19 protein-coding genes are annotated in these 24476 nt (G+C 73.0%); 13 read left to right on the plus strand and 6 right to left on the minus strand.

The annotated features are described in order from the left end of the window. Positions 1 to 104 precede the first annotated feature (104 nt). On the minus strand, positions 105 to 1505 hold the full coding sequence (locus tag O7619_RS17195) for a glycosyltransferase family 4 protein (protein ID WP_282281965.1): 1401 nt from the start codon (positions 1503 to 1505) through the stop codon (positions 105 to 107). Positions 1506 to 1798: 293 nt separating this feature from the next. Here O7619_RS17195 and glgX point away from each other — a divergent pair, with 293 nt between their 5' ends. The 3 genes from glgX to treZ are packed head-to-tail and all read left to right on the plus strand — an operon-like array spanning position 1799 to position 7952. Further along, entirely contained in the window at positions 1799 to 3919 is a 2121-nt protein-coding gene (gene glgX, locus O7619_RS17200) for a glycogen debranching protein GlgX (RefSeq protein ID WP_282281966.1), read from the plus strand. Positions 3920 to 3921: 2 nt separating this feature from the next. Continuing rightward, positions 3922 to 6222 (plus strand): malto-oligosyltrehalose synthase, encoded by a 2301-nt coding sequence (gene treY, locus O7619_RS17205; protein WP_282281967.1) that lies wholly within the window; start codon positions 3922 to 3924, stop codon positions 6220 to 6222. Continuing rightward, on the plus strand, positions 6219 to 7952 hold the full coding sequence (treZ, locus tag O7619_RS17210) for a malto-oligosyltrehalose trehalohydrolase (RefSeq protein ID WP_282281968.1): 1734 nt from the start codon (positions 6219 to 6221) through the stop codon (positions 7950 to 7952). The genes treY and treZ overlap by 4 nt, the downstream gene beginning before the upstream one ends. A gap of 33 nt (positions 7953 to 7985) precedes the next feature. On the opposite strand, the gene O7619_RS17215 is transcribed toward treZ, so the two are convergent. Continuing rightward, entirely contained in the window at positions 7986 to 8489 is a 504-nt protein-coding gene (locus O7619_RS17215; protein ID WP_282281969.1) for an NUDIX hydrolase, read from the minus strand. A gap of 23 nt (positions 8490 to 8512) precedes the next feature. Beyond that, complete coding sequence (locus O7619_RS17220) at positions 8513 to 9109, minus strand: hypothetical protein (protein ID WP_282281971.1); 597 nt, start codon at positions 9107 to 9109, stop codon at positions 8513 to 8515. Positions 9110 to 9153: 44 nt separating this feature from the next. Here O7619_RS17220 and O7619_RS17225 point away from each other — a divergent pair, with 44 nt between their 5' ends. The 6 genes from O7619_RS17225 to O7619_RS17250 all read left to right on the plus strand — a co-directional run bounded on the left by O7619_RS17225 (position 9154) and on the right by O7619_RS17250 (position 13862). Next, a complete protein-coding gene (locus tag O7619_RS17225; RefSeq protein WP_282281972.1) occupies positions 9154 to 9837 on the plus strand; it encodes a hypothetical protein in 684 nt (227 codons plus the stop codon). Positions 9838 to 10087: 250 nt separating this feature from the next. Beyond that, complete coding sequence (locus O7619_RS17230; protein ID WP_282281973.1) at positions 10088 to 10252, plus strand: hypothetical protein; 165 nt, start codon at positions 10088 to 10090, stop codon at positions 10250 to 10252. Continuing rightward, positions 10242 to 11360, plus strand: a complete 1119-nt coding sequence (locus O7619_RS17235; protein WP_282281974.1) for a helix-turn-helix transcriptional regulator — start codon at positions 10242 to 10244, stop codon at positions 11358 to 11360. The genes O7619_RS17230 and O7619_RS17235 overlap by 11 nt, the downstream gene beginning before the upstream one ends. Positions 11361 to 11473: 113 nt before the next feature. Then, complete coding sequence (locus O7619_RS17240) at positions 11474 to 12121, plus strand: maleylpyruvate isomerase family mycothiol-dependent enzyme (RefSeq protein ID WP_282281975.1); 648 nt, start codon at positions 11474 to 11476, stop codon at positions 12119 to 12121. A 56-nt stretch (positions 12122 to 12177) separates the two neighbouring features. Next, positions 12178 to 12789 carry a DUF6518 family protein gene (locus tag O7619_RS17245; RefSeq protein WP_282281976.1) on the plus strand — a complete coding sequence of 204 codons (612 nt, stop codon included), beginning with the start codon at positions 12178 to 12180 and terminating at the stop codon, positions 12787 to 12789. 173 nt (positions 12790 to 12962) lie between these two features. Next, positions 12963 to 13862: a hypothetical protein gene (locus tag O7619_RS17250; protein ID WP_282281977.1), complete on the plus strand. Its 900-nt coding sequence runs from the start codon at positions 12963 to 12965 to the stop codon at positions 13860 to 13862. Positions 13863 to 13907: 45 nt separating this feature from the next. Here O7619_RS17250 and O7619_RS17255 read toward each other — a convergent pair whose 3' ends face one another. Beyond that, entirely contained in the window at positions 13908 to 15386 is a 1479-nt protein-coding gene (locus tag O7619_RS17255; RefSeq protein ID WP_282281978.1) for a glutamate--cysteine ligase, read from the minus strand. A 370-nt stretch (positions 15387 to 15756) separates the two neighbouring features. Then, positions 15757 to 16275 (minus strand): hypothetical protein, encoded by a 519-nt coding sequence (locus O7619_RS17260; RefSeq protein WP_282281979.1) that lies wholly within the window; start codon positions 16273 to 16275, stop codon positions 15757 to 15759. Positions 16276 to 16426: 151 nt separating this feature from the next. Between O7619_RS17260 and O7619_RS17265 the strand changes: the two genes are divergently transcribed. The 4 genes from O7619_RS17265 (at position 16427) to O7619_RS17280 (ending at position 22255) form a co-directional block, all read left to right on the plus strand. Further along, entirely contained in the window at positions 16427 to 17551 is a 1125-nt protein-coding gene (locus O7619_RS17265; RefSeq protein ID WP_282281980.1) for a Vms1/Ankzf1 family peptidyl-tRNA hydrolase, read from the plus strand. Continuing rightward, the gene (locus O7619_RS17270) at positions 17544 to 19301 is read left to right on the plus strand and encodes a thiamine pyrophosphate-binding protein (protein WP_282281981.1); all 1758 of its coding nucleotides are present in this window, start codon (positions 17544 to 17546) and stop codon (positions 19299 to 19301) included. Before O7619_RS17265 ends, O7619_RS17270 begins: the two co-directional genes overlap by 8 nt. A gap of 172 nt (positions 19302 to 19473) precedes the next feature. Then, positions 19474 to 20889, plus strand: a complete 1416-nt coding sequence (locus tag O7619_RS17275) for a hypothetical protein (RefSeq protein ID WP_282281982.1) — start codon at positions 19474 to 19476, stop codon at positions 20887 to 20889. Positions 20890 to 21121: 232 nt separating this feature from the next. Then, a complete protein-coding gene (locus O7619_RS17280; protein ID WP_282281983.1) occupies positions 21122 to 22255 on the plus strand; it encodes a SigB/SigF/SigG family RNA polymerase sigma factor in 1134 nt (377 codons plus the stop codon). 132 nt (positions 22256 to 22387) lie between these two features. Here O7619_RS17280 and ctaD read toward each other — a convergent pair whose 3' ends face one another. Then, complete coding sequence (gene ctaD / locus O7619_RS17285; protein ID WP_282281985.1) at positions 22388 to 24391, minus strand: cytochrome c oxidase subunit I; 2004 nt, start codon at positions 24389 to 24391, stop codon at positions 22388 to 22390. Positions 24392 to 24476 lie beyond the last annotated feature (85 nt).

The following is a 24476-nucleotide window of genomic DNA, read 5'->3' on the forward strand; positions in this document are numbered from 1 at the left end:
CCGCCGACCCTGTGCAGGGGTCGGCGGCCTTTCCCGTGCTCCGGGGCGTTGGGTGTTAAGCGGGGCCCCCGCCTCTACCGAAAGCGTTAAGCGGGGCCCCCGCCTTACCGCAAACCGGCGGCGGTGAGGAGGTTGCCGGGCGAGATGGCCGGCAGGGTGTGGCCGGCGGCTGCCATGCGCTGTTCGGCGCGGGCGGCGGTGAACGCCGGGTCGGCGGCGATGGCGGCGGCGTACGCGGCGGCCGTGCGGGACGCGATCGCCGACCAGCCGTACTTCTCGTGCACCAGGGTGCGGGCGCGGCGGGCCAGCGCGCGGGCCCGGTCGGTGTCGGCGAGCAGCGCGTGCACCGCCTCGGCGAGCGCGTCCGGGTCCTGCGGGGTGAACGTCATCCCGGTGCCGTCGGGCTCGACGATCTCGGCCAGCCCGCCGGTGCGTGACACCGCGAGCGGCGCGCCGGCGGCGGCGCCCTCCAGCGCGACCATCCCGAACGGCTCGTAGATACTGGGCACCACGAAGCAGTCCGAGGCGGCCATCACCGCGGGCAGGTCGGTGCCGCCGAGGAACCCGGGCATGCGGACCGTGTCGCCCAGCCCGAGCCGGCGCACCTCGGCCTCCAGCTCGGCCCGGTACGGGCCGTCGCCGACGATCACCGCGCGCAGCCCGGGGTGCCGGTCCCGGAGCCGGGGCAGCGCGGCCAGCAGGTGCTGCACGCCCTTCTCGTAGACGAGCCGGCCGGCGAAGGTGACGAGCGGGCCGTCGGCGGCGAAGCGGGCCCGGGCGGCGGCGACGGCCGACGCGGGCGCCCGCCAGCGGTGCGCCTCGACGCCGTTGGCGACCACGTCGACGCGGGACGGGTCCACGCCGAACAGCGCGCCGACCTCGTCGCGCATGTATCCGGAGCAGACGATCAGCCGGCCGGACTCGCCGGTCAGCCACTGCTCGACGCCGTGGATGGTGCGGTTCATCTCCCCGGGCAGCCAGCCCTGGTGCCGGCCCGCCTCGGTGGCGTGGATGGTGGTCACCAGCGGCACGTCCAGGTGCTCGCGCAGGGTCACCGCGGTGTGCGCGACGAGCCAGTCGTGGGCGTGGATCACGTCGTACGCGCCGGACTGGGCGGCGCGCAGGGCGGCCCGGGTGAGGGTGTGGTTGAACGCCATGGTCCAGGCCAGCAGGGAGTCGGTGGCGAGGGGGAAACGCACCGGGTCCTCGGCGGCGCGGACGATCCGCACGCCGTCGGCGTACTCCTCAAGCGGCGCGCCCTCGGCGTGCCGGGTGACGACGGTGACCTCGTGCCCGGCGGCGGCCAGGGCGACGGAGAGCGCGTGCACGTGGCGGCCGAGGCCACCGACGAGCACCGGCGGGTACTCCCACGACAGCATCAGGATGCGCCGGGTCCGGGGCGCGACGCCGGGCTGCGGCGGCGCGGTCGGGCGGGAGGTGAGGGTGGGCCGGTGGCGCCGGTCCGTCGCGGCGGCGGCCTGCGCGCCGACCCGCAGAGAGGTCACGTCGATCTCCGTCCATGCATGGGAGGACACGCCGGCGTCGGTGACGGCGGGGGACAGCGGTGAGGGTGGCCGAACGGCCGGGCGCGGACCCGCGCGGGCGCGGGTCCGCGATCCAGGAAAGTGCATCGGCGGCGCGGGCGCATCTCGAAAGGGACGATCGTGACGGACGACACCCGGGGTGTTTCGGTTTACCGTCCGAACGGGTGGATTGGTGGCGGGTGCGGCGGGGCATCATCGGCGTGCGTGCCGGCCGCCCGTCCGGTCCGCCCACGATCATGGCCCGAAGGAGCGACATGCAGGTCTGGCCGGGCGACAGCTACCCCCTCGGCGCCACCTACGACGGGATGGGCACCAACTTCGCGATCTTCTCCGAGGTGGCGGAGCGGGTCGAGCTGTGCCTGTTCGACGAGTGGGACATCGGCACCGAGCGGCGGGTCGAGTTGCGTGAGGTCGACGCGTACGTCTGGCACGCCTACATTCCGGGCGTCGAGCCCGGCCAGCGCTACGGCTACCGGGTGCACGGGCCGTGGGACCCCGCCAACGGGCTGCGGTGCAACCCGCACAAGCTGCTGCTCGACCCGTACGCGAAGGCGGTCGACGGCGAGGTCTCCTGGGACCCGGCGGTCTACGACTACGAGGTGGGCGGCGACCCGGACCGGATGAACACCGCCGACTCGGCGCCGCACATGCCGAAGTCGGTGGTGGTGAACCCGTACTTCGACTGGGGCAACGACAAGCCGCCGCGCACGCCCTACCACCACTCGGTGATCTACGAGGCGCACGTGCGCGGGCTGACCATGCGGCATCCGGACATCCCGGAGGAGCTGCGCGGCACGTACGCGGCGATCGCCTCGCCGGTGATGATCGAGCACTTCCAGCGGCTCGGGGTGACGGCGGTCGAGCTGATGCCGGTGCACGAGTTCGTACACGACCACCGCCTGGTCGACCTGGGGCTGCGCAACTACTGGGGCTACAACACGATCGGCTTCTTCGCCCCGCACCACGGCTACTCGGCGTTGGGCCGGCTCGGCCAGCAGGTGCAGGAGTTCCGCGGCATGGTCAAGGCGCTGCACGCGGCCGGCATCGAGGTCATCCTCGACGTGGTCTACAACCACACCGCCGAGGGCAACCACCTCGGGCCGTCGCTGAGCTTCAAGGGCATCGACACGCCGAGCTACTACCGGTTGTCGGAGGAGGACCGGCGTTACTTCGTCGACTACACCGGCACCGGCAACAGCCTCAACGTGCGCAGCCCGCACTCGCTCCAACTGATCATGGACTCGCTGCGGTACTGGGTCACCGAGATGCACGTCGACGGCTTCCGGTTCGACCTGGCCGCCACGCTCGCCCGCGAGTTCTACGAGGTGGACCGCCTCTCCACGTTCTTCGAGGTGGTGCAGCAGGATCCGGTGGTCGGCCGGGTGAAGCTGATCGCCGAGCCGTGGGACATCGGCCCCGGCGGCTACCAGGTGGGCAACTTCCCGCCGCAGTGGACCGAGTGGAACGGAAAATACCGCGACACCGTACGCGACTTCTGGCGCGGGGAGCCGGCCACGCTCGCCGAGTTCGCGTCCCGCATCTCCGGCTCCGCCGACCTCTACCAGGACGACGGCCGCCGCCCGTTCCACAGCATCAACTTCGTCACCTGCCACGACGGGTTCACGCTCACCGACCTGGTCTCCTACAACGACAAGCACAACGACGCCAACGGCGAGGACAACCGGGACGGGGAGAGCCACAACCGGTCCTGGAACTGCGGCGTCGAGGGCGACACCGACGACCCGGGCGTACGGGCGTTGCGGGCCCGGCAGCGGCGCAACTTCCTGGCCACGCTGATCCTGTCGCAGGGCGTGCCGATGCTTGGACACGGCGACGAGCTGGGCCGCACCCAGCGCGGCAACAACAACGCCTACTGCCAGGACAGCGAGCTGGCGTGGGTGGACTGGGACCGGGCCGACGACGAGCTGCTCGCGTTCGTGCGGCGGCTCACCGACTTCCGCAACCGGCACCAGGTGTTCCGCCGCCGCCGGTTCTTCACCGGCCTGCCGGTCGGCGGCCGGGCCGCCGGCTCCGGCCTGCCCGACCTGGCCTGGTACACGCCGGACGGCCGGGAGATGACCGGCGAGGACTGGGGCAACGACTTCGGTCGTTCGGTGGCCCTGTTCGTCAACGGCGACGGCATCCCGGAACGCGGCCAGTACGGCCAGCGCCACCGGGACAGCTCCTTCCTGCTGCTGTTCAACGCGCACGACGCGCCGCTGGACTTCACGCTGCCCGGCGAGGAGTTCGGCCCCGGGTGGGAGCTGGTGATCAGCACCGCGGAACCGGATCCGGAGAAGACGACAGTGGTGGAGGCGGGCGGCACGGTCTGCGTACCGGACCGTTCGCTGCTGGTCCTGGAGAGGACGCCCTGACCATGCCCGACACCCCCCGCTCGACCTACCGGGTGCAGGTGCGCCCCGGCTTCGACCTGGCCGCCACCGCCGACCTGGCCGACTACCTGGCCGCGCTCGGCGTGACCCACCTCTACACCGCGCCCCTGCTCACCGCCACCCCCGGCTCGCCGCACGGCTACGACGTGGTCGACCACCGCGCGGTCAACCCGGAGCTGGGCGGCGAGGCCGGCCGGCAGCACCTGGTCCGGGCCCTGCGCGCGGCCGGGCTGGGGCTGGTCGTGGACATCGTGCCCAACCACGCCGGGGTGGCCCGGCCGGCGGCCAACCCGGCCTGGTGGGACGTGCTGCGGCGGGGGCGCGACTCGGCGTACGCGCACTGGTTCGACATCGACTGGGACCGGGGCCGGCTGCTGCTGCCGGTGCTCGCCGACGCCCCCGACGCGCTCGACGACCTCAAGCTCGTCGACGGGGAGCTGCGCTATCACGAGCACCGGTTCCCGGTCGCCGACGGCACCGGCGACGGCACACCCCGGCAGGTGCACGACCGGCAGCGCTACGAGCTGGTGAACTGGCGGCGCGGCGACACCGAGCTGACGTACCGCCGGTTCTTCGCCGTCTCCGACCTGGCCGGGCTGCGGGTGGAGGACCGGGGCGTCTTCGACGCCACCCACGCGGAGATCCTGCGCTGGGTCGACGCCGGGGACGTCGACGGCATCCGGGTCGACCACCCGGACGGGCTGCGCGACCCGGCCGGCTACCTGGCCTGGTTGCGCGCCGCCGCGCCGGACCGCTGGCTGGTGGTGGAGAAGATCCTGGAGTACGGCGAGGAACTGCCGGACTGGCCGGTCGACGGCACCACCGGCTACGACGCCCTGGCCGCCGTCAGCGGGCTCTTCGTCGACCCGGCCGCCGAACCGGACTTCACCACGCTCGACGGTCGGCTCACCGGCCGACACACCTCCTGGGAGGACCTGACCCACGCCACCAAGCTGGAAGCCGCCACCCGGCTGCTCGCCGCCGAGCTGACCCGCCTCGCCGCGCTCGTGCCCGAGCTGCCCGGCGAGCAGGTCCGCGCCGCCCTGGCCGAGCTGGCGGCCTGCTACCCGGTCTACCGCGGCTATCCGCCCGAGGGCGCCCGGCACCTCGCCGCCGCCCGCAGCGAAGCCGGCCGCCGCCGCCCCGACCTGGCGGGCGTGCTGGACCAGGTCACCGCCCGGCTCCGCGAGCCCGGTCACGAGCTGGCCGCCCGGTTCCCGCAGTTGACCGGCGCGGTGATGGCCAAGGGTGTGGAGGACACCGCCTACTACCGGTGGAGCCGGTTCGTGGCGCTCAACGAGGTCGGCGGCAGCCCGGCCCACTTCGGCGTGCCGCCGGCCGAGCTGCACCGGTTCGCCACCGCTCGCCAGGTGCGCTGGCCGGCGAGCATGACCACGCTCTCCACCCACGACACCAAACGCGGCGAGGACGTCCGCGCCCGGCTGGCCGTGTTGAGCGAGACGCCCGGCCGCTGGGCCGAGCGGGTCGCCGACTGGATGTCCCGGGCGCCGCTGGCCGACCCGGCACTGGCCCACCTGCTCTGGCAGACCGCCGTCGGGGCCTGGCCGATCGAGCGGGACCGGCTGCACGGGTACGCCGAGAAGGCCGCCCGGGAGGCGTCGGTCAGCACGAGCTGGGCCGACCCGGACCCGGCCTTCGAGCACGAGATGCACGCCCTGGTCGACCGGATGTACGACGACCCGGAGCTGCACGCCCAGATCACCGCGTTCGCCGCCGAGATCACCCCCGCCGGCTGGTGCAACGCGCTCGGACAGAAGCTGGTCCAGCTCGCCATGCCCGGTGTGCCGGACACCTACCAGGGCACCGAGCTGTGGGAGAACGCGCTCGTCGACCCGGACAACCGCCGTCCGGTCGACTTCGCCGTACGCCGGGACGTGCTGGCCCGGCTCGACGCCGGCTGGCAGCCGGCGGTGGCCGCCGACGGCGCGGCCAAGCTGCTCGTGGTCTCCCGCACGCTGCGGTTGCGGCGCGACCACCCGGAACTGTTCACCGGCTACCGGCCGGTGCCGGCGCACGGCCCGGCCGGCCCGCACGCGGTGGCGTTCGACCGGGGCGGCGCGGTCGCGGTGGCGACCCGGCTGCCGCTGCGGCTGGCCCGCGCCGGCGGCTGGCGGGACACGGCCCTGTCACTTCCCGTTCACGGTGTGACGGACGTGTTCACCGGTCGGGTCTACAGTGGTGGTGAGCTGCTCCTGGATGATCTGCTGAGCACCTATCCCGTCGCCCTCCTCGCACCCACCGACCCAGCGGAGGTCGCCGCATGACCGAGTTCACGGTGTGGGCGCCCGAAGCCGCCCGGGTGCGGCTGCGCCTGCCCGGCGTCGCCGACCACGACATGCGTCCCGGGCGCGAAGGCTGGTGGCGGGTCGAGGCGTCCGACGCCGGGCCGGGCACCGACTACGCCTTCCTGCTCGACGACGACGAGCAGGCGCTGCCCGATCCCCGCTCGGCCTGGCAGCCGGCCGGCGTGCACGGCCCCAGCCGGGTGTACGACCAGTCGGCGTTCGCCTGGACCGACCGCGCCTGGACCGGCCGGCAACTGCCCGGCAGCGTCCTCTACGAGCTGCACGTCGGCACGTTCTCCCCGGAGGGCACGTTCGACGGCGCGATCGCCCGGCTCGACCACCTGGTCGACCTCGGTGTCGACCTGATCGAGCTGCTGCCGGTCAACGCGTTCAACGGCGAGCACAACTGGGGCTACGACGGGGTCTGCTGGTATGCGCCGCACGAGCCCTACGGCGGGCCGGACGGGCTGAAACGGTTCGTCGACGCCGCCCACGCCAAGGGCCTGGGGGTGATCCTCGACGTCGTCTACAACCATTTCGGGCCCTCCGGGGCCTACGCGCCGCGGTTCGCGCCCTACCTCACCGAGCAGAGCAACACCTGGGGCCGCACGGTCAACCTGGACGGCCCGCACTCCGACGGGGTACGCCGCTACATCGTCGACAGCGTGCGGATGTGGCTGCGCGACTACCACGTCGACGGGCTGCGGCTGGACGCCGTGCACGCGATGCCCGACGGCCGCGCCACCCACTGGCTGGCGGAGGTGGCCGCCGAGGTCGAGGCGCTGTCCACGGCCCTGGGCCGGCCGTTGTCGCTGATCGCCGAGTCCGACCTGAACGACCCGACCCTGATCACCCCGCGCGAGGCCGGCGGGTACGGCCTGCACGCCCAGTGGAACGACGACGCCCACCACGCGCTGCACACGCTGCTCACCGGAGAGCGGCAGGGCTACTACGCCGACTTCGGCTCGCTGGAGTGCCTCACCGACGTGCTGACCGGCGCGTTCTTCCACGCCGGCACGTGGTCGAGCTTCCGCCACCGCAGCCACGGCCGCCCGGTCGACCGGCAGCGCACACCCGGTCACCGGTTCGTCGCCTACCTCCAGAACCACGACCAGATCGGCAACCGGGCCACCGGCGACCGGATCTCCGCCACCCTCTCGGCCGGGATGCTGCGGGTCGGCGCCACGCTGCTGATGACCGCGCCGTTCACCCCGATGCTGTTCATGGGGGAGGAGTGGGCCGCGACCACGCCGTGGCAGTTCTTCACCAGCCACCCCGAGCCGGAGCTGGCGGTCGCGGTCGCCACCGGCCGCCGGCGCGAGTTCGCCGCGCACGGGTGGGCCACCGACGACGTACCCGACCCGCAGGACCCGCAGACGTTCGCGCGGTCCCGGCTGGACTGGGCCGAGCTGGACAAACCCGAACACCGCGAGATGTACGAGTTCCACCGGCGGCTGATCGCGCTGCGCAAGTCGCGGCCCGACCTGTCCGACCCCCGGCTGCACCGGGTGGAGGTGCGTCACGGCGACCAGTTCCTGGTGCTGCGGCGCGGCGACACGCTGGTGGTGGCCAACCTGGCCGACCGGCCGCAACGGGTCAACCTGCCCGGGGTGGTGCGCCGGGTGCTGCTCGCCACCTCCGAGGGGGTCACGGTGATGCGCGACGGCCTCCAACTGCCGGCCGAGAGCGCGGCGATCGTCTCACTCTGACCGCCGCTCGCCCGGCCCGGTGATGCCATCCCGCTACTGCGGTGGTTTGCCGTGGGGGAGGTATGCCGGGGTCCGCCGAGCGCGGGCGATCAACGCCGCCCTAATGCGTGGAGCGACGTTGTCGGGAAGGCAGTTCTCGGCCCCGTCGGGGGAGAAGAAGGCGACATCTTCAAGCTCCTGGCCGGGCAGGGTAATGCCATCCGTGTCCGCCCGGCTGCCGCAGTCGAACGTGAAACTGATGATCGCCCGTGGCCTGCTTCCGCTGGGAGGTGCCCAGTCCACGACCAGGAGCTCCCTCACTGGTACGGCAAGGCCCAACTCTTCCCGCACCTCGCGCCCGCAGGCATCGTGCGGGAATTCGCCCTCCTCCACGTATCCCCCGGGGAACGCCCAGTGATCGCGGTACGTGGGCTTGACGAGCAGAACCCGGCCCGCCGGATCGGTGATGAGGGCGGCTGCGGCTGCGTGGAAGGCGGGCAGAGCGGCGTACCAGGTGGCGGGATCCGTCCAGGTCACATCGACGACGGTAGCCGACACGTCCAGACGTGACCTCGCATTGGTCAACCGGGGACGCCTGTCAGGGTCAGGAGGAAATCCTCGAGTCCCGGGGCTTTCCGGTACTGACCCAAGACGTATGAAAGCTCGCGGACGCGACGTGCGACACGGGCGGAGCGGATGTTCTGTGCCTGCTGCGGCAGGTCTCGACCCCAGTCGCAGGCCGCGTCAACATCTCCGGCGCGCGCATGGATGGTGGCGATGAGAGCGGTGTGCAGCGCGCGGGTGCGAGTGTTGTGCGCGGCGAGGGCGATCGCATTCGGGGCGTGCCGCAGTGCCTGCTGGTGCAGGTTGAGATCGCTCAGGCAGCGGAGCGCAGTGCCGGCGAGGTGGGCATGACTGAAGTAGCCGACCCAGTGGGGTTCGGCAGCGGTGTTCGCCCGATCGATGGCGCGTTCGGCCTTGGCAAGCGCGTTCTGGCAGGCTCGCCTTTCCCCGGACCGACCGTATGCTCCAGCAGCCGTGGTGTAGAGCCGTGCGCGGACGGAAGCAGGGGCACGCCCGGCACCGTCGATGGCTGCTTCGGCGAGTCGGGCGGCGTCCTGAGCATGTCCGAGATAGACGGCCTGGGTGGCGAGGTTCGCGAGGAGGTGGGCACCCAACAGCCGGTCGTCGATGGCCTTGCCAGCCGGAGAGCGATGGTGAGGTGCTGCTGGGCGACGCCGTGGTCACCGGCGTCGTAACACATGAACGCGAGCTGCCCGGAGAGGATGGCAACAGCCTGCATGAGGTCGCGTCCGATCGCGTCGGTGTAGGTGCCGTGCAACAAGGGGATGACCTGACGGATGAGCAGATCGGCCATGAGAGCGCGGGCGTTGCCGGAGTCGCCACCATGGCGACGATCAAGGTCAAGAAAATGAGCGGCGAGTACGTGAAGTGTCTGGATATCGGCCGTCGTGACCGGCTGTCGCCCAGTGCCGGTAACGATCCGGTCAGGCAGGTCGTATCGCCAGGCGAGTGCGGCCTGGAGGGCGAGACCGCCCTCGAACGTCTCGTCGGGTTGACGCTCGGTTCGCCGAGCAAGGACCGTCCAGACCCGTTGGGCGGCATCGATCGCAGACCGGGCAGATTCGGGATAGGCGGTCTTCGCGGCGAAGGGGCCATCGGCGAACCCCAATTCCGTGAGTGCCACGGGGCGGCCGAGCTTCCGGGCGATCGCCTTGGCCATGGTTGCTTGGACATGGTCAGCGGGGCGACGGCCACGCAACCACCAGTAGACGCTCGCGGCACCGTAGCGCCAAGTGCCGTACCGCTGGCCTGCGTGATTGAGTTGGCGCGCAAAGGCTGCATGAGCATGGCCGTAGCCGGCGGCATGCAGCAGCGCGTCTAGTGCGGCATTGGTGACCGGCCGCGCCATGGGCATACCTCCAGGTATCGAGCGACTACCACCGGTGATAACCCTATGGGCTCGTGCTGCCGATGTCGGTCCCGCGCAACGGTGCGCAACCTCGTGGTTGGGCAGCGCAACGCGGCACATGTACCGCCATCTGTTCCAGCTATCGGTTGTCGACTTCGCTGGCGTCGGATGCGACGGCGACCGATTCTCGTGAGGTCTCCATCGCCTGTCGACGGAGGTGGGAATGCGAATTCGGTCCGGTGAGCCGACGAGTCAGGGTGAGCAGATTCAGGAGGCGGAGCGGGAAGCGGCGAGGCGGCGACTGCTGGAACAGGCCGAGGCGGAGCGCGTACCCGTGGAGGACACCACGCGGGCGGTGCCGGACCGGCGGTGGCGGCGTGGCCGGTGAACCGATCGGCCGGCGGGTCGCCCGGTGGCGGGTGCGCCGCCGGCTGACCCAGCAGATGCTCGCCGACCGGCTCGGCAGGTCCAAGAGCTGGGTGGACAAGGTGGAACGGGGCGTGCGCCGCCTTGACCGGTACTCGATGATTCGGCAGATCGCCGACGTGCTGCGGGTCGAACCGTCCGCCCTGCTCGGTGAGCCTGCCGCCCCGTCGGTGGGAATGTTGGACGGGGTGGACGGGATCCGGGCGGCTCTCGCCAGCTACGACGCCGGCCGGAACACCCTGTCGCCTGCTCAGGTGCGGCGGCAGGTGACGTACACCTGGCTCACCTACCAGCACGCCAACTACCCGCAGGCGGTGCGACTCCTGCCGGGGCTGCTCGACGCCGCACGGGGTCTACATGGTGCCGGGCCGGAGCTGCTGGTGCAGGCGTACCGGGCCGCTTCGTCGGTGCTGGTCAAGCTGGGGGAGGCAGACCTGGGCTGGCTGGCCGCCGACCGGGCGGTGGCCGGGGCGGGTGACGACCCGGTGCTGGTGGCAACGGCCGTCGCGTCGGTGGGGGAGGCGCTGCGGGCGTTGGGCCGGGACCGGCTGGCACTGGCCGTGACGGAATCTGCCGTGCCTGTGGGTGCGGCGTGCGGGCCGTTGCTGATCCAGGCCGCGCTTGCCGCCGCCGGTTGTGGCGAGGCCCGTCGCGCGGACGAGTTGCTGGGCCGAGCCGCCGAGGTGGCCGCGCGGCGCACGTTCGGGGACGAGCCGCAGCGGGCCGGATTCGGGCGGATGGCCGTCGAACTGGCGCGGACGGCGGCGGCGATGACGTCGGGCGACGCCGGGGAGGCGGTGTGCCGGCACGAGCGGATGCTCCGGGGGGACGCGTGGCGGCGTCTGCCGGCCGAGTTCAGGGCCGCCTATCTGTTGGACGCCGCGCGGGCGTACCTCCAAGTGGGTGACGTTCGGCGAGCCGGCCGGGCGGTGGTGGAGGCGGACGGCGTCGCACCGGCCGAGATCCGATTGAGGCCGGCGGCGCGTACCGTCGTCGCCGAGATCACCCGTGCCCGCCCGGCGCTGCCCGACGTGGCGCGCCTGGCGACCCTGGTCGGCCTGACCCGTTGAACGACTCGCGTCGACCTTGAACTCGTGGCAGGTTGCAGAGCCGACATCTGAACCGCGATGAGTTCGCCGGACGGGGGCGGTCTGAGGGGGACGGAACGACAACTGGGGGTTCCATGTCCGAGACGCTGACCCGAGACGAACTGTGGGGGCTCGCGCACGCCGAGCGGGCCGCCCTCGCCGAGGACCTGGGCGGGCTCGACGCGGCACAGTGGGCGCGGCGCTCGCTGTGCGGCCGATGGACGGTGGAGGAGGTGGTGGCGCACTTGACCGCGGCGGCGAGCCTCGGCCGGGTCCGCTGGCTCGCAAGCGTGCTGGGCGCGCGGTTCGACTTCGACCTGCACAACGACCGCCGGCTGGCCGAGCACCGGGGCGCCGACCCGGGGGAGACGCTGGCCCGGTTCCGCCGGATCGTGCGCAGCAGCACCTCGACGTTCGGCCCGACCGAGGCGTGGCTCGGTGAGGTGGTCGTGCACGCGCAGGACATCCGGCGTCCGCTCGGCCTCGACCGTACGCCGCCGGTGGCGGCCGTCACGCCGGTCGCCCGCCTCTTCGTGGCGCGGGACTTCACGGTGGCCGGGCGTACCGCCGTGGCGGGGCTGCGGGTGGAGGCGACCGACGGGCCGTTCCGCGCCGGGGCTGGTCCGCTCGTCAGCGGCACCACGCTGGCGTTGACCATGGCGATGGCCGGGCGGGTCGCGTACTGCGACGACCTCGCCGGGCCCGGCGTGCCCACCCTGCGGGAGCGCTGCGCGCCGGCCTGACCGTGTTGCCGGGGTCCGCCGTCGCCCAGGGGAACATACTGAGTATGCTCGCGGTCATGCCACCCGCCCGTCGCCTCTTAGTGCTCGTCGCCCCCGTCGCCGGTTTCCTGCTCGGCTTCCTCGACTTCGTCTGGATCACGCGGGTGCCGTACCCGTTCGCCGAACTCGGCAACTCCACCGCCACCTGGGCGGTTGCCGCGTTCGCGCTCGGCTGGTGGGTCCGGGCGGGCGCGCTGCGGGCGGCCGTGGCAGGCGTGGTCCTGCTCGTCGTCGCCGTGCCCAGCTACTACCTGGCGGCGACGCTGCTCCAGGGCGACGACCTGTCCGTGATCGGGGCGCCCAGTTCGCTGGTCTGGATGGTGTTCGGCGTGGTCGCGGGCGTGGTGTTCGGCGTCGCCGGCGTCTGGGCGCGGTCGGCCGGGTGGCGTCGGGTGGTGGCGGTCGCGCTGCCGGCGGCCGTGTTCGTCGAAGAGGCGCTGCGCTTCGCCGACCGGGCCCGGACCGGCTACTACCCCGGGGCGTGGTGGAACGTGGCCATCGACCTCGGGCTCGCCGCGCTGGTGGTGGTGCTGGTCGGCCGCTCCGCCCGGGTGCGGCTGCAAGCGGCGGCGGTGGCGCTCCCGCTCGCAGCCCTGGGCGCGGTGGCGTTCGGCGCCGTCGGCGGCTGACCTTCACCCCGCCCGAAGGGTACGCGCGGGGCAGGCGATGGTATGCCGGTTATTCCGGATACGGAAGGGCGCTGTCGATTACTTAGCGTGGTCGGATCGCCGGTAATGCCTGGTCGCGCCGTTACTTACCGTATGGAGGTCATTTCGACAGCTACCTGAACAGGAGCACACCCATGTCAGAGCACAACAGACCCTGGCGGCACGCCATGACGGCCCTCGCCCTCTGCGGCGCCACCGCGGTCGCGGTGGTCGCCCCCGCCACCCCGGCCTCCGCCGCCGTCCCCGGCCTGGTGCGGATCTCCGCGGTCAGCGCGAGCAACTCCAACGATTTCCGGACGGTCACCGCGACCTGCCCGGCGGGCAAGGTCCTCCTCGGCGCCGGCTACGAACTCAACGGCGCCACGGGTGAGGCCATCGTCGACGACCTCCGGCCCAACGGCGGCGTGGCCACCGCGCCCACCGCGGTCACCGTCGGGGCGTACGAGGCCGACCCGTTCGCCGGCAACTGGAACCTCACCGCGTACGCCGTCTGCGCGAACCCGCTGGCCGGGCTGGTCCGGGTCACCGCCAGTAGCGTCAGCACCTCCGACGACTTCCGGACGGTCACCGCGACCTGCCCGGCCGGCAAGGTGCTCACCGGCACCGGCTACGAACTCAACGGCGCCACAGGTGAGGCGGTGGTCGACGACTTCCGGCCCAACGGCGGCGTGGCCACCGCGCCCACCGCGGTCACCGTCGGGGCGTACGAGGCGGACGCCTTCGCCGGCAACTGGAGCGCCACCGCGTACGCGATCTGCGCCAACCCGGTCGCCGGGCTGGTCCGGACCACCGTCACCGGCCCGAGCAACTCCAACGACTTCCACAGCACGGGCGCGACCTGCGCGGCGGGCAAGGTGCTCACCGGCGCCGGCTACGAGGTCAACGGCGCGACAGGTGAGGCGGTGGTCGACGACTTCCGGCCCAACGGCGGCGTGGCCACCGCGCCCACCTCGGTCACGTCGGGCGCCTACGAGGAGGACGCCTTCGCCGGCAACTGGACCCTGACGTCGTACGCGATCTGCGCGACCGCGTAGCCCACGACGCCGGATGCGGGCCGTCCCCGGGAGGGGGCGGCCCGCTCACGGGATCGGCCACTCGTGCACGGGGCGGTTGCTGTGCATCAGGTCGACGTAGTGGTGGACCACCTCGCGCAGCGCGTCCGGCCGATCCAGGTGATCGGCGGACTCCAACCGGTGCAGCGTCTCCACCTGCCAGGTCGCGCCGTTCCGGCCGGTCAGGCAGCGCTGCTCGATGATGCCGAGCAGCCGGTCCCGCTCGGCCGGGTCCAGGCCCCACCGGTCGAGCCCGTGATGGGCCATCGGCAGCAACCGGCGCAGCACCAGCTCCGTCACCGGCAGGTAGCCCAACCCGGGCCAGAACACCTGGGCGTCGATGCCGTGCCGGGCGCACACGTTGAAGTTCTCCTCGGCGGCGCTGAACGACATCTGCGACCACAGCGGACGGTCCGACTCGGCGAGCGCCCGGACCAGGCCGAAGTAGAACGCGCCGTTCGCCACCGTGTCCAGCACGGTCGGACCCGCCGGCAGCACCCGGTTCTCCACCCGCAGGTGCGGCCGGCCGCGCAGCACGTCGTAGACCGGCCGGTTCCAGCGGTAGATGGTGCCGTTGTGCAGGCGCAACTCGGCGAGCTTCGGCACGTCGCCGCTGGCGAGCGCCACCGCCGGATCCTCCGGGTCGCACACCGGCAGCAGCGCCGGGAAGTAGCGGACGTTCTCCTCGAACAGGTCGAACACCGACGTGATCCAGCGTTCCCCGAACCACACCCGCGGGCGTACCCCCTGGGCCTTGATCTCCTCCGCCCGGGTGTCCGTGGCCTGCTGGAACAGTGGGACGCGGGTCTCCCGCCACAACTCCCGGCCGAAGAACAGCGGCGAGTTCGCGCCGAGCGCCACCTGGATGCCGGCGACCGCCTGGGCCGCATTCCAGTAGTCGCCGAACTGCGGCGGACTGACCTGGAGGTGGAACTGGGTGCTGGTGCAGGCGGCCTCCGGCGTGATCGAGTCGGCGGTGGTGGCCAGCCGCTCCACCCCGCTTATCGCGATCGGCAGGTCCTCCCCTCGGGCGGCGAGGATCTGCTCGTTGAGCAGCGCGTACCGGGGGTTGGTGGAGAGCGTGGCGGCGGTCAGGTGCGCCGGACGCAACGTCGGCAGGATGCCGATCATCACCATGTGCGCGCCCACCGTGCGGGCCTTGTCCTCGGCCGCGTTGAGGCTGGCCCGGACGTGCTCCTCGAACTGGGCCGTGCCGGTGCCGGCCAGCCGGCGCGGCGCGACGTTGATCTCCACGTTGAACCGGCCCAGCTCGGTCTGGAACGCCTCGTCGGCGATCGCCTCCAGCGCGTCGGCGTTGCGCATGGCCGGATCGAAACTGTCGTCGACCAGGTTCAGCTCGATCTCCAGCCCGGTCATCGGCCGCTCCACGTCGAACCGGGACTCCCGCAGCATCTCGGCGAAGACGTCCAGGCACCGCCGGACCTTTTCCCGGTAGCGGGCCCGATCCTCCCGGCTGAAGGTGCGTACGCCGACGTCCTCGCCCATGGTCACCGCCCTGTCACCGTTGGTTCCCCCAACCTCGCACGCAGTGGCCGGTGGGAAAAGGTCCGAAGGGCCTTTCCTGTACCCCGTCCCCGCCCCACTGATGTAAGGAAGGGGCCCTTATTAACGCCTTCTGCATAGGCGGGGCCCCTTTTTAACACCTGGTGGCCGGCGGGCCGGCAGGACGGTCACGTACGGCCCGCCGCGCAACGAGGTCGCACCGCACAGGTGTTCGGCCCGATCCACGGCGCGCTCTTCGTGGCGTACGGGCTGCTCGCCCTCGTGGTGGCGCGGCGCGGAGTCCGCGCGCCGGTGCCGATGGTTAAGAAGGGGCCCCTCCTCTACCGGAGGCGTTAACCGGGGGCCCCTCCTTTCACGTCAGCGCGGAGCAGGCGGCGACGCCGAGCAGCAGGACGGCGCCCAGCATCGCCTGGAGCAGCAGCGCCGGGCCCAGGTGCGACCAGAGCGTCGCGGTACGCGGGGTGAGCAACTGTCCGGTGGTCAGGTTGACGATCCGCTCGATCCGGGGCGGCAGGTCCGCGTCCCGCTGCGCCCGCAGTGTGAGCTGGACGTGGTCGCCCGGGTGCAGGGCGCTCTGCGGCAGGTGGCCGTGCAACTCCACCTCGACCAGCCGGTCGCCGGCGTCCCGGACCCGCACCGGGGTCACCAGGAACTCGGGCCCCTTCTTCAACTCCTTGAAGCTGCGCTTCGCGCCCCCGCCGCCGCTGCTGAGCAACGCGCGGACCACCCGCAGCAGCAGCCCCACCACGCCCGCGGCGGTCAGCACCGCTACCAGCACGGGCTGGCCCACCCGTACCTCCCGGGCGTAGCCCTCCATCAGCCGGACCAGGCGCCCGGTGACGATGCGTTCGTGCCGTAGCTCCGTGTCCATGTTCACCACCGAGAGTTCTGTTACGTGCACAGATGGTATCGATCCTTCGGGTTGAACGACGTGAATGAACGGTGGTCACGCCCCGGCGCGCGGAAGGTGACATCGGCCGGGGCGCGGGTATGCGTGCGGCCGAGCTGGAAAGGGGTCGAGCATGCAGCTGTCCTTCCTGCGCCCGCTCTACGACCGTCCCGGGCCCTGGTGCTCGGTGTACCTGGACGCCTCCCGGGACACCCACGACTCCCGTCCGCAGGTCGACCTGCGCTGGCGGGCAATCAAGGGCGACCTGCTGGCCCAGGGCGCCGACCAGGTCACCGTGGAGGCGGTGGAGGAGGTGGTCCGCCGGCACGAGCCGATGCCCGGCGACTACGGCATCGCCGTCTTCGCCAGCCGGGGCCGGGTGGTGCTGACCGAATACCTCTCCGCGCCGCCGCTGCGCGACCTGGGCACCTGGGCGGCGCTGCCGCACACCATGCCGCTCGTCGCCCAGCGCGGCGAGCAGGTGGCCTGGGTGCGGGTGCTGGCCGACCGGACCGGCGCGGACGCGATGGCGGTCAGCGCCGGCGGAGTGCCCCGGCGGGCCACGGTGAAGGGCCGGCAGACCCGCCAACTGCGCCGGGTGCAGCCGGGCGGCTGGTCGCAGTCGCGCTACCAGCGCGCCGCCGTGGAGGCGTGGCACCAGAACGCCGGCGACGCCGCCGCGGCCACCGCCGACCTGGCCGAGCGGGTCGGCGCCGACGTGGTCGTGGTGGCCGGCGACATCCGGGCCACCGGCATGATCGCCGCCCAGTTGCCGGAGCGCTGGCAGGACGTGCTGGTCCGTACCGACGCCGGCTCCCGGGCCGGCGGCGCGGAGGACACCCTGATGGACGACCTCACCGTGCAGACCGTCGCCGAGGTCGCCGACCGCCGCGTCGCCGCCGCGCTGGACCGGTTCGGCGTGCAGGAGGACGTCGGCGCCGGGCTCGACGCGGTGGTCGCCGCGCTGCAACGCAACCAGGTCGACACCATGCTGCTCGTCGACGACCCGTCCGCCGACGGCGAGCTGTGGGTCGGACCGGAGCCGACCGAGATCGCCACCGACCGGACGCAACTGGCGGACATGTCGGTGGCCGACCCGCAGCGGGTACGCGCCGACGCGGCGCTGCTGCGCGCGCTGATCGGCACCGACGCGGACCTGACCGTGCTCGCGCCGGAGGAGGCGCCGGAGCTGACCGACGGGGTGGGCGCGGTGCTGCGCTACGTCGACGCCGGCACCCCGGGGCGGAGCGATGGCTGACCGTACCGTCGCCGATCTGGTGGTCGAGCGGCTGCGGGCCTGGCGGGTGCCGCGGGTCTTCGGCTACCCCGGCGCGGCGCTCGCGCCGCTGGTGGGCGCGCTCCTCGACGCGGGTGGCGATCCGGCGTTCGTGCCGGCCCGGCACGAGGAGACCGCCGCCTTCATGGCCACCGGGCACGCCAAGTTCACCGGCGGCATCGGGGTGTGCCTGGCCACGCAGGGTCCGAGCGCGGTGCACCTGCTCAACGGTCTCTACGACGCCAAGCTGGACAACAAGCCGGTGGTGGCGATCATCGGCGAGGACGTCGACGGCCCGCTCGGCGGGGCGCACGAGGAGATCGGGCTGAGTCGGCTCTTCGGCGACGTGTGCAACCAGTTCATCCGCTACGGTCGCCGCCCGGATCAGGTGCCGGTGCTGCTGGACCAGGCGTTCCGCACCGCGGCGGCGACCCGCAGCCCGACGTGCGTGGTGCTGCCGCGGGCGTTGCAGGTGACGTCCGTGCCCGATCTGCTGCCGCAGACCGCCGGGGTGGTCACCGCCACGCCCGGCGCGCCGCTGGCCCGGGTACTGCCGCACGCCGCCGACCTGGACGCCGCCGCCTCGCTGCTCGGCGCCGGACAGCGGGTGGCCATGCTTGTCGGCCAGGGCGCGCACGGCGCGGCCGGGGAGATCGTCGCGCTCGCCGACCGGCTCGGCGCGGGCGTCGCCACGTCGCTGCTCGGCAAGCCGGTGCTGGACGAGCGGTTGCCGTTCCACACCGGTGTGCTCGGTGCGGTCGGCACCCCGGCCGCCGCGCAGCTCATGGGTGGCTGCGACACCCTGCTGCTGGTCGGCACCAACGACCCCTGGACCGACTGGTTCCCGATGCCGGGGCAGGTGCGCACCGTCCAGATCGATGTCGACGGCCGGCGCATCGGCGCCCGCTATCCGGTGGACGTGCCGCTCGTCGGCGACGCCGCCGAGACGCTGCGGGCGCTGCTGGCCCGGGTGCCGGAGCGGCCGAACGCCGCGTGGCGCCGTGTGGTGCGGAGCACGGTGGACCGGTGGCGGACCGTCGCCGCCGACCGCGTCGCCGCGCCGGCCGAGCCACTCAACCCGCAGTTGGTGCTCCGCGAGCTGTCCGCCCGGCTGCCGGCGCGCGCCGCGGTCGCCGTCGACATCGGTTCGGTCGTCTACTGGTACGCGCGGCACCTGGAGCTGCCGCCCGGGGTGCAGGCCCGGCTCTGCGGCACGCTCGGCTCGATGGGCTGCGCCCTGCCGTACGCGGTGGCCGCCAAGCTGGCCGAACCGGACCAGCCGGTGCTCGCGCTGCTCGGCGACGGGGCGATGCAGCTCAACGGTCTCGCCGAGCTGATCACCGTGGCGCACCACTGGACCGAATGGCCCGATCCCCGGCTGGTCGTGCTGGTGCTCAACAACCGGGACCAGTCCGGCGTGGGCGACGGCCGTCCGCCCGGCCTCCCGGTCGGCCGGCGACCCGACGTGCCGTACGCCGGATGGGCCCGGCTGCTCGGGCTGCACGGCGTCCGGGTGGACCGGCCGGACCTTGTCGGCGCGGCCTGGGACGAGGTGCTCGCGGCGGACCGGCCCAGCGTGCTGGAGGCGGTGGTGGACCCGACCGTGCCGCTGGAGGTGCCCGAGCCGGCGCTGGCCGACCTGCGCGGCCTGCTCGTCGACGGGGAGGCGGCCCGCCGGGTGCGGGAGCGGGTGAGCCAGACCGAGGCCATCGCGGCGGAGGACCTCGTCTAGCCGGACCCGGGGGCCTCCTTTCCGTCACGTCCCGCCTCGACCCGAACCCGCACCGCCGTGCCGTTGCGCCCGCGACGGCGGTTCAGCGGCGCGACGGCACCCGACCGGGCGTTGGTCCGCGACGTGGGGAGATGCCCCGTTTAGACCCCAGAGGGACGGGAAGCCGGGCCGCGTGGTGAGCGAACGAGGCAAGCGAGCGCCGGCGGTCGACGCCGGGCTGCCCGGGGAGCGGGTGGTGACGGCGGGCAGCGCCGCCCGGATCCTGGTCGCCGCGACCGCCCGGGCGCTGCGCGGCGACGACTGCGGCGACCTCGGCCACCCGGGTCCGCTGTCCCGGCTCGCCGGTACGCCGGAGCCGGTGCGCCGCGCCGCCACCGCCCGCGCCGCCGGTCGGGCCGCGCTCACCGCGGCCCAGGTCGCCCGCGTCGACGCCGAGCGGGTGGCCGGATGGTTCGTCGGCCAGTATCCGGAGCGACACTGGCCCGGAGCGGTGCTCGGCTCGCCGCACGGCGCGGCGGCCCACCTCGCGGTGGCGCTCGGCGTGCCCTGGCTGCCCGCCGGGTTCGAGGTGACCGCGCAGTGGGGCGGGGGTGTGGTGGACCGCCCCGACGCCGCGCTGGACCACGGGGCGGCGCTCGCCGGCCGGCTGCTCGCCGGCAACCCCCTGGTGCACGTGCGGCAGGTGCACTGCCCGGCCAGCCGGGGCGTGGCGTCCGGCGCCACGGTGACCCTCACGGCACGCTGGCGGGCCCTGCCCGGGGCGTACGCGCGGTTCCTGGCCGACCGGCTGGAGCCGGCGGCGCCGGTGCTGCTGCTGCACGACGCGCGCACGTGGCCGGTGCGGGACGACGGCGCCGGGCACAGCTTCCAGGCCGGCTGCCCGGCCAGCGGCCTCGACCCGGTCGATTTCCACCCGGACGCCCGCGCGCTGCGCCACGTGCTGCGGGCGGCCGGCGGCGACGAGACGCGCTGGGCGTCGCCCGAGGTCACGGTGTCGGCGGCGTTCGCCGAGCACGGCGTGGAGTCCGGTTTCGAGCACGGCGCGCGGGAGTGGGGCGACGTGCACGGGCATCCCCTGCACCGGGTGGTCGTTCCGCAGCCGGACGCGCTGAGCGCGGCCACCGCCGACCTCTACCGGCGTTGGCTGCGCCGGGCCGGCAAGACCGGGAACCGGCTGGTGGTGGAGTGTGGCCGGCTGCTCGACCCGGGGCAGGTGCTGCGCGCCGGCCTGGTGCCCTACTGGTGCGAGAACGCCACCCGGCGTCGGGTGGAGGGGGCCGAGTGGTGGCTTGCCGGCAGCGAGCCCTTCAGCTCGGTGGACGTACTGCCCGAACCGCCCGGGCTGCGCTCGCCGGCGCTCGCCGGCCTGCCCCAGTGGCTCGCCGTGGCCGGGTTCGGGCGTCGACGGCGGGCGTTGGACCGGGGCGCGGCGCGCGGTTACCCGGTCGCCTCGGTTCCGACCCGACGTGCCACGGAGGTGTTGCGCAACCAGCCCTGTGACCTGCCCGTACCGCCGCCGCTGCGGATGGCCGAGGCGTTGGCCGCGCTCCGTGACGCGGGCGCCCACCAGGGGCTGCTGGTCTGCTGACCCGGTCGGCCGGGCAACCTGGCGAAACATCCTCGCGATCCGTCGGACCGTGATTGAGTACCTACGGAGCGGGAAGACCGCTCGCCGCGGAACGGCCCACGACGCCGCGCGGCGGGCAGCCACCGCTTCCGACGTATTCCGTCACGTAACCCAACTTCCTCACCCGGTGCGTGGTCCGACCACGCGCGTAACCGGTTCCGACCGGGCGGGGACTTCGGCGAGGGAGGCGCGGATGTTCGGACAGACCACCACACCCACCCCACCGACCACCGAGCGGGGACTGGAGGACCTGGACGCGGCGGCGCTCGCGTACGCGGCCCGGATCGCGGGGCTGCCACCCGAGCGGCGGCAGGAGGCGCGGGACGACCTGGTCCGTTTCGCGTTGCCGTTCGCCGGCCGGCTGGCCCGCCGTTACCGGGGCCGCGGGGAACCGCTCGAGGACCTGGAGCAGGTGGCGCGCCTCGGCCTGGTCAACGCCGTCGACAGGTACGACCCGGAGCGCGGCTCGTTCACCGCGTACGCGGCGATCACCATCGTCGGCGAGATCAAGCGGCACTTCCGCGACCGCACCTGGGGCGTGCACGTGCCGCGCCGGCTGCGCGACCTGATCCTCGAGGTGGGGCAGGCGACGGCGACGCTGACCAGCGAGTTGTCCCGGGCCCCCTCGGTCGCCGAGTTGGCCGCGCGGCTGGAGACACCGGAGGAGGAGATCCTCGCCGCGCTGGAGTCGGCCGCCGGCTACAGCCCGGCCTCGCTGAACGCGCCGGTGGGCGGGGAGAGCTCGGCCGAGTTCGGCGACCTGGTGGGGGAGTCCGACAACGCGCTGGAGTCCGTCGACGACCGGGTCACGATCAGCGGCCTGCTGCACCGGCTGCCGTGGCGGGAGCGGCGGATCCTGGCCATGCGCTTCTACGGCAACCAGACCCAGGCGGAGATCGCCGCCCGGTTCGGCATCTCGCAGATGCACGTCTCCCGGCTGCTGTCGCGGGCGCTGACCTGGCTGCGCCAGGCGATGCTCGCCGACGCGCCGCCGCCGTGGCAGAACGGCGCCGCCGAGACCGAGCCGGCCAAGGCCCGGATCTCGGTGAAGCAGAACGGCGACCGGGTGGTCGTCGAGGTCGGCGGGGAGGTCGACCGGGCCGGCGCGGACCAGTTGCGCCGGGCGGTGCTGGAGGCGGTCACCGGGCAGCCCCGCGAGGTGGTGGTCGACCTCGTCGGCGCCGGCGGCTTCGACGCCGGCGGGATCGCCGCGCTGATGGCCGGCCGGGATGCCGCGGCCCGGACCGGGGTGCCGCTGCGGCTGACCCGGGTGCAGCCGGCGGTGCGCCGTTCGCTGACCGCGGCGGGTCTGCCGGCCGCCGACTGAGCGGTCCGCGCCCCGCCGCCGCGTCGCCCCGCCGCCCCGCCGCCCCGCCGCCGCGTCGGCGCGGGCGCCCCGGTGCCGATGTTAAGCGGGGCCCCCTCCTCTACCGCAGGCGTTAAGCGGGGGCCCCTCCTTTCAGTTCTCCGGGGTGTCGCCGTGGCCGCGCGGGTGCCGCCAGCGGTCGTTGGGTTGGTCCTCGCGCTGGGCGCCGAGGATCGTCTCCTCCGGCTCGTCGGTCTCGTCGAAGCTGGCGCGGCGGATCTCCTCCGGCTCCGGCACGTCCACCGGGCGGGCGCCGGACTGCGGCGCGGGGTGGTATTCCACCGCCTCGCGGGCGCCGTGCGCGCCCTCGGCGGCCGGCGACTCCGGCGCCAGCGTGACGTGGTGGAACTCCTCGCTGAGGCGCTGCGGCGGCTTGGTGGTGCGTTGCGGCAGGTCGCGGCCGAGGTCGGAGACGAGCGGGCCGTACTTGGCGTCGAACGCCGGGCGCTCGGACCGGATCCGCGGCATCCGGTCGAAGTTGCGCAGCGGCGGCGGGCAGGTGGTGGCCCACTCCAGCGAGTTGCCGAAGCCCCAGGGGTCGTCCACGGTGACCAGCGCGCCGTAGCGCCACGACCGCCACACGTTGTAGATGAAGAAGAGCGTGGACGCGCCGAGCACGAACGACCCGATGCTGGAGATCTCGTTCAACCCGGTGAAACCGTCGCCGGGCAGGTAGTCCGCGTACCGGCGGGGCATGCCCTCGCCGCCGAGCCAGTGCTGCACCAGGAAGGTGGCGTGGAAGCCGACGAACATGGTCCAGAAGTGCATCTTGCCCAGCCGCTCGTCGAGCAGCCGGCCGGTCATCTTCGGGAACCAGAAGTAGACCCCACCGAACGCCGCGAACACGATGGTGCCGAAGAGCACGTAGTGGAAGTGCGCGACCACGAAGTACGAGTCGGTGACGTGGAAGTCGACCGGCGGGCTGGCCAGGAGCACCCCGGTCAGGCCGCCGAGCAGGAACGTGACCAGGAAGCCGAGCGCGAACAGCATCGGCGTCTCGAACGTGAGCTGACCCTTCCACATGGTGCCGATCCAGTTGAAGAACTTCACCCCGGTCGGCACCGCGATCAGATAGCTGAGGATGCTGAAGAACGGCAGCAGCACCTGGCCGGTGGCGAACATGTGGTGCGCCCAGACGGCCATCGACAGCACCGTGATGGCGAGCGTGGCCAGCACCAGCCCGGTGTAGCCGAAGACCGGCTTGCGGGCGAAGACCGGGATGATCTCGGTGATGATGCCGAAGAACGGCAAGGCGACGATGTAGACCTCGGGGTGCCCGAAGAACCAGAACAGGTGCTGCCACAGCATCGGCCCGCCGGTCGTCGGGTCGTAGACGTGCGAGTGCAGGAGCCGGTCCGAGGTGAGCGCGAACAACGCGGCGGCCAGCAGCGGGAACACGAAGATCACCAGGACGCTGGTGAGCAGCAGGTTCCACGTGAAGATCGGCATCCGGAACAGCGTCATGCCGGGCGCGCGCAGGGTCAGGACCGTGGTGATCAGGTTGACCGCGCCGAGGATGGTGCCCAACCCGGAGAGCGCCAGGCCGACCACCCACATGTTGGCGCCGACGCCCGGGCTGTGCTGGGCCGTGCTCAACGGCGTGTAGGCCGTCCAGCCGAAGTCCGCCGCCCCCTGGGGCGTGACGAAGGCGGCCACCACCATCGTGCCGCCGAACAGGTACAGCCAGTAGGCGAACGCGTTGAGCCGCGGGAACGCCACGTCCGGCGCCCCGATCTGCAACGGCACGATGTAGTTGCCGAACGCGAAGACCAGCGGGGTGGCGAACAGCAGCAGCATGATCGTGCCGTGCATGGTGAACATCTGGTTGTACTGTTCCGGCGAGAGGAACTGCATGCCGGGCCGCGCCAGCTCGGCCCGCAGCACCAGCGCCAGCACGCCGCCGACCAGGAAGAACAGGAACGACGTGCCCAGGTAGAGCAGGCCGATCAGCTTGGCGTCGGTGGTCCGCAGCAATCGCCACAGCGAGTTGCCCTTCGTCGCCTCCCGGACCGGGCCGGGATACCCCCCGAACCGGGCCGGCGCGAGGATCGCGGGCCCTCGGTCTCGTGCCGGATCCGTGACTACCCGCTTGGGCATGGCATCTCACCCCGTGTGACGACAGACAGGACGGGCGCGCGTACCCGACCCCGCTGCCCATGAAACCAGGCGAGAGCGGAGAATT

Source organism: Micromonospora sp. WMMD998, from assembly GCF_029581235.1.
GTDB lineage: Bacteria > Actinomycetota > Actinomycetes > Mycobacteriales > Micromonosporaceae > Micromonospora.

Coding starts and splice junctions, on each gene's coding strand:
- glgX (WP_282281966.1), top strand. CDS start 1,799: ATGCAGGTCTGGCCGGGCGACAGCTACCCCCTCGGCGCCACCTACGAC.
- treY (WP_282281967.1), top strand. CDS start 3,922: ATGCCCGACACCCCCCGCTCGACCTACCGGGTGCAGGTGCGCCCCGGC.
- treZ (WP_282281968.1), top strand. CDS start 6,219: ATGACCGAGTTCACGGTGTGGGCGCCCGAAGCCGCCCGGGTGCGGCTG.
- O7619_RS17230 (WP_282281973.1), top strand. CDS start 10,088: ATGCGAATTCGGTCCGGTGAGCCGACGAGTCAGGGTGAGCAGATTCAG.
- O7619_RS17240 (WP_282281975.1), top strand. CDS start 11,474: ATGTCCGAGACGCTGACCCGAGACGAACTGTGGGGGCTCGCGCACGCC.
- O7619_RS17245 (WP_282281976.1), top strand. CDS start 12,178: ATGCCACCCGCCCGTCGCCTCTTAGTGCTCGTCGCCCCCGTCGCCGGT.
- O7619_RS17250 (WP_282281977.1), top strand. CDS start 12,963: ATGTCAGAGCACAACAGACCCTGGCGGCACGCCATGACGGCCCTCGCC.
- O7619_RS17255 (WP_282281978.1), bottom strand. CDS start 15,386: ATGGGCGAGGACGTCGGCGTACGCACCTTCAGCCGGGAGGATCGGGCC.
- O7619_RS17260 (WP_282281979.1), bottom strand. CDS start 16,275: ATGGACACGGAGCTACGGCACGAACGCATCGTCACCGGGCGCCTGGTC.
- O7619_RS17265 (WP_282281980.1), top strand. CDS start 16,427: ATGCAGCTGTCCTTCCTGCGCCCGCTCTACGACCGTCCCGGGCCCTGG.
- O7619_RS17270 (WP_282281981.1), top strand. CDS start 17,544: ATGGCTGACCGTACCGTCGCCGATCTGGTGGTCGAGCGGCTGCGGGCC.
- O7619_RS17280 (WP_282281983.1), top strand. CDS start 21,122: ATGTTCGGACAGACCACCACACCCACCCCACCGACCACCGAGCGGGGA.
- ctaD (WP_282281985.1), bottom strand. CDS start 24,391: ATGCCCAAGCGGGTAGTCACGGATCCGGCACGAGACCGAGGGCCCGCG.